The organism is Comamonas sp. B-9, assembly GCF_000410635.1.
Lineage (GTDB): Bacteria > Pseudomonadota > Gammaproteobacteria > Burkholderiales > Burkholderiaceae_C > Comamonas.
In genome coordinates, this window is the sequence record NZ_KE148574.1 from 13,126 (window position 1) to 18,529 (window position 5,404).

The 5,404-nt window shown below is 65.5% G+C and carries 2 protein-coding genes; both read left to right on the forward strand.

All coding sequences use genetic code 11. The features are described 5' to 3' along the window. Positions 1 to 52 precede the first annotated feature (52 nt). Positions 53 to 2,143 carry a flotillin family protein gene (locus tag H928_RS0112700; RefSeq protein ID WP_021026852.1) on the forward strand — a complete coding sequence of 697 codons (2,091 nt, stop codon included), beginning with the start codon at positions 53 to 55 and terminating at the stop codon, positions 2,141 to 2,143. A 138-nt stretch (positions 2,144 to 2,281) separates the two neighbouring features. Continuing rightward, the coding region (locus tag H928_RS0112705; RefSeq protein ID WP_021026853.1) for a DNA repair ATPase at positions 2,282 to 5,404 on the forward strand (3,123 nt) is incomplete at its 3' end.

Genomic DNA, 5,404 nt, shown 5'->3' on the forward strand with positions numbered 1-5,404 from the left:
GGCGGGCCCGCATCGCATTTATTTAGAAATTGATACTGATAGGGAGCTACGCATGAATTGGGGAAATCTGGAGTGGTACATCGTCGCGGGGGTGGTGATCGGCACCGTCTTCATCGTCATCCTGGGCCTGTTTGCGCTGGTCAAGGCCTTCTACATCAAGGTGCCCCAGGGCACAGCCTTGATCATCAATGACACGACCTCGCAGCCCAAGGTGAAGTTCACCGGCGGCATGGTGCTGCCGGTGATCCACAAGAAGGAGTTCATGCGCATCTCGCTGATCACCTTGGAGATTGACCGCCGTGGCAAGGAGGGCCTGATCTGCCGCGACAACATGCGGGCCGACATCACCGTGGCCTTCTACCTGCGCGTCAACGAGACCGCTGCCGACGTGCTCAAGGTGGCCAAGGCCATCGGTGTGGAGCGTGCGTCGGAGAAGGGCGCCGTCAATGAGCTGTTCAATGCCAAGTTCTCCGAGGCCTTGAAGACCGTGGGCAAGCAGATCGACTTTGTCAAACTGTTCGAGAACCGCCAGGATTTCCGCGACCAGATCATCCATGTGATCGGCAATGACCTCAACGGCTATGTGCTCGAAGACGTGGCCATCGACTACCTGGAGCAGACCTCCAAGGCCTCGCTGGACCCGAACAACATCCTGGACGCCGAAGGGATTCGCAAGATCACCGAGCTGACGGCCAACCAGAACATCGTCACCAACGAGCTCGAGCGCAATGCCGAGCTGGCCGTGACCAAGAAGAACGTCGAGACCAAGGAAGCGATGCTGGCGCTCGAGCGCCAGCAGGCCGATGCCGAGGCGCGCCAGAAGCGCGAGATCGCCACCATCCAGGCGCGCGAGCAGGCCGAGACCCAGAAGGTGCAGGAAGAAGAGCGCTTGAAAGCCGAGCAGGCCCGCATCCAGACGCAGGAGCAGCTCGACATCCGCGAAGAAAACCGCCAGCGCGAAGTCGCAGTGGCCCAGCAGAACCGCGAGCGCGCGGTGGTGATCGAGATTGAAAAGGTCACCCGCGCCAAGGACCTGGAAGTGGTCTCGCGCCAGCGCGAAGTGGAGCTGCAGCGCATCGAGAAGGAAAAGGCCATCGAGGTCGAGAAGGCCAATATCGCCAATGTCATCCGCGAGCGCGTGGTGGTCGAAAAGGGCGTGGCCCAGGAAGAGGAGCGCATTAAGGAAGTGCGTGTGGTGTCCGAGGCCGAGCGCATGAAGCAGGTCACCGTGCTGACCGCCCAGGCCCAGGCCGAAGAAGACATGGTGCGCCAGGTCAAGAAGGCCGAGGCCGACGAGTCGGCATCGCGCCACAAGGCTGTTGAGGTGACCACCTTGGCCCAGGCCGAGCTGGAAGCGGCGGGCAAGACCGCCGAAGCCAAGAAGAAGATGGCCGAGGCCATCGAGATCGAGCGCGCAGCGCCGGGCCTGGCCGACGCCAAGGTGCGCGAAGTGACGGCAGCGGCCATCGAGCGCGAAGGCATGGTGCAGGCCAAGATCATTGCCGAAAAGCTGATCGCCCAGGCGCGCGGCGAAGAGGAAAAGGGCCTGGCCGAAGTGCGCGTGATCGAGGCGCAGGCCGATGCCAACGAGAAGCTGGGCCTGGCCGATGCCAAGGTGCTGGAAGAGCGCCTGATGGCACAGGCCCGTGGTGAAGCCCAGGTGGGCAACACCAAGGCGGTGGTGACCCGCGATGTGGGCCAGTCCGAAGCCGATGTGCTGCGCGACAAGCTGTTCGCCGAGGCCAAGGGCCTGACCGAGAAGTTCACGGCGCTCGCGTCGCTGTCCGACCAGGCCCGCTCGCACGAAGAGTTCCGCATGCAGCTGGAGAAGAACTTCGAGCAGGCGTTGGCTGCGATCGAAGCGAACAAGACCGTGGCACAGGAGCAGGCCGAGGTGCTGTCGGCGGCGCTGTCCAAGGCCAATATCGACATCGTCGGCGGCGGTGGCGACTTCTTCAACAACTTTGCCAAGGCGCTGTCGGTGGGCAAGGCGGTCGAGGGTGTCTCGGCCAAGAGCCCCATCGTGCAGGAGCTGCTGCAGAAGTTCATCGGCGGCAAGGGCCTGCCCAGCGATGCGCTGAGCAACCTGCTGGGCGGCGGCCAGGACAAGAAGAGCCTGCCGCCATCGGCGGCCGAGTCCTGAGCCCAGGCCTTGGCCTAGCCCGCCTAGCCCGCCTGGCCCGGCGGCGCCCTGTGCGCCGCTGGGCGGGCCACTCCCATCGCAGGCCCCAGCACCCGTGCTGGCCGGCCCTGCCCCACCGCATTCTCTGCCGCTCTAGCCATGTCCACTATCCCCACCAACGACCCACCGGACCGTTCTGCCGTTGACGACGCTGTCGCCAGCGGCGGCTCCTATGAAGTGCTGGCCAAGCGGCTCGATGCCCAGGGCCAGGCGCTGGAGACGCTGGCGCGCGAACTCAATGAAGCCCGGCTGGAAGAGTTTGGCCGCAGCCAGATGGAGGTCATCGCCCGCATGCGGGTGCGCACCGAAAACAACTGCCTGGGCCGCGACATCGCCCAGGTCGGCGGCTTTTTGCTGTTTGGCTACAACGTGTTCATGGGCCTCAAGCAGGAGACGCGCATCGAGGATGTGTTTGCGCTCTACCGCCTGCACGAGGGCGAGCAGGGCTACGAAGTCACGCCGGTGGACACCAAGGACAGCTTCCTGGGCATCCAGAGCTTTGTGCAGGATTTCCAGGAGCTCTACGCCTACTACAAGCACACCAAGCTGATGCAGCTGGCGGTGCGCGATGGCAAGCTGCTGGCCAGCTTCCAGATCGGCGAGCGCCTGGGCGATGTGCGGGTGTTCCGCTGGTCGGTCTCGCCCGACGGCCAGCAGATCCGCTATATCGACAACCGGGGCGAGCGCGACATCGAGCTGCCCGCCCCGCATGATTTTGAATGGCAGCGCGCCGGCCGCGAGCACCTGGTGCAGGGCCGCCATCCGCACATCAATATCCTCGACAAGGTGTTTGTCGAGACGCTCGATGGCGACCTGACCATCAAGGTCGAGAACAACACCAACGACGGCCTGGGCATCTACCGCGAGCCGGTGCAGGAGAAGAACCAGTCGCTCGATGACGCGGTGTTTGAATACGCGGCCGTCGGCAGCCTGGTGCTGCTCAAGATCCTGCCCTACCGCGAGGACCACTGGCGCTACCTGGTCTACAACACCTTGTCGCGCCAGGTGCTGCGCATGGACGCGATTGGCGCGGCCTGCATCCAGCTGCCGCAGGACCACGGCATCATCTTCCCCGGCGGCTACTACCTGCAAAACGGCGAACACCGCGCCTTCGAGCAGAACATGCAGGGCATGCGCTACCGCCGCAGCATCCGCTCGCCCAATGGCGAGGATGTGCTCTATGTGTTCTACGAGCCCGAGAGCGGGCGCATGGCGCTGTTCAAGTACAACCTGATCGAGCGGGCGCTGCAGCCGCCCCTCATCGGTCACGGCTATGCGCGCATGGACGATGGCCGCATCGTCATCTTTGCTGCCGAGAGCAATGAGGCCTCGCGCGTGCACCCGATGCAGCTATGGCGCACGCCCTTTGCGTCGGACGACTATGCCGCGCGCCAGCCGCAAAAGGACAGCGTGCTGGGCCGCATCGGCAATGCCGAGCTGGTCAGCGGCATTTCCGACCTGTACAGCGTGCGCAAGGAGATTGCCGCCACCGAGGTCTCGCTGCCGCGCTATGAGCGGCTGATCGACACGGCGCGGCGCCTCTTTGAGCGCTACCACTGGCTCAGCAGCGCGGGCATGCAGGCGCTGCACGAGAACCTGTTGGGCATCGTCGCCACCGGCGACGCGGTGCTCGACGAGTACGAAAAGGTGGAAAGCATCCGCCAGGCCTCGGCCAAGGCCATGGGCGAGGTCAGCAGCCGCCATGCGCAGCTGCTCAAGCAGATTCGCCTGTCGGACGGCGACAGCATCGATGCCTATGTGGGGGCGCTCACCGACCTGGCGGCCCTGCGCGGCCAGCTGCTGGCCACGCGCGAGCTGCGCTATGTCGATGCCGCAGCGATCGAGGCGATGGTGCAGACGGCCGACGAGGCCCAGGCCGAAGTCTCGCAGCGCACGGCCGGCTTTATTGCCACCGACGCCGCCATGCAGCCCTATGTGGAGCAGCTGCAGGCGCTGGACCAGCAGGCCCAGGCAGCGACCACGGTGGTGCAGCTGGCCGAGCCGCTGGCGCAGATGGCCCAGATGTCGGCCGCGCTCGATCTGCTGTCCGAGCTGATGGGCAGCCTCAAGATTGATGACGCCACCCAGCGCACGGCGGTGGTGGACCGCATCTCGTCCATCTACGCCCGCTTGAACCAGGTGCGCGCACGCGCCGAGCAGCGCAAATCCGGACTGGGCAGTGCCGAGAACCTGGCCCAGTTTGCCGCGCAGCTGGCGTTGTTCTCGCAGAGCATCGTCAGCGGCCTGAACCTGGCCCAGACGCCCGAGAAATGCGATGAGCAACTGGCGCGCCTGCTGGTGCAGCTCGAAGACATCGAGAGCCAGTTTGGCGAGCATGCGCAGTTTCTCTCGGACATCATCGCCAAGCGCGAAGAGGTGCTGGAGACCTTCGAGGCGCGCAAGCAGTCCTTGCAGGACGAGCGCCAGCGCCGCGCCCAGGGCGTGCTCGATGCCGCGCTGCGCATTGTGCAAGGCCTGCCCAAGCGCACCGAGAAGATCGCCAGCGCCGAGGCGCTGCATGCCTTTTTTGCCGGCGATCCGCTGATTGCCAAGCTCAAGGAACTGGCCGGGCGCCTGCGCGGCGAGCTGCAGGACCCCGTCAAGGCCGATGACATCGACGGCCGCATCAAGACGCTGCGCGACCAGGCCTTCCGCGCGCTGCAGGACCGCAACGATTTGTACGAGGGCGATGGCAAGCTGATCCGCCTGGGCCGCCACCGCTTCTCGGTGGGCAACCAGGACCTGGACCTGACCTTGCTGCCGCGCGACGGCCAGCTCTACCTGCACCTGGTGGGCACCGAGTACTTCGAGCCGGTGGACAATGCCGAGCTGGCCGGCCTGCAGGCCTACTGGGATGCCTCGTCGCCGGCCGAATCGGCCGAGATGTACCGGGGCGAGTACCTGGCGCTGGAGGTGGTGCAGGCCGTGCGCGCCGGGCGCGAAGGCTGGAGCCAGGACCGCCTGCGCCAGCTCCTGCCCGATGCGGAGGCGCTGACCCAGGCGATTCGCGAATTTTCTGCGCCGCGCTACCGCGACGGCTATGAGCGCGGCATCCACGACCATGATGCGGCCGTCATCTTGCAGGCGCTGGTGCCGCTGGCCGATGGCGCCGGTGTGCTGCGCCATGCGCCGCACGCACGCAGCCTGGCGCTGCTGTTCTGGAGCCAGCAGGCCCATATCCAGCAGCCGCAGCTGGCCAGCAGCATTGCGCGCTGGCCCGAG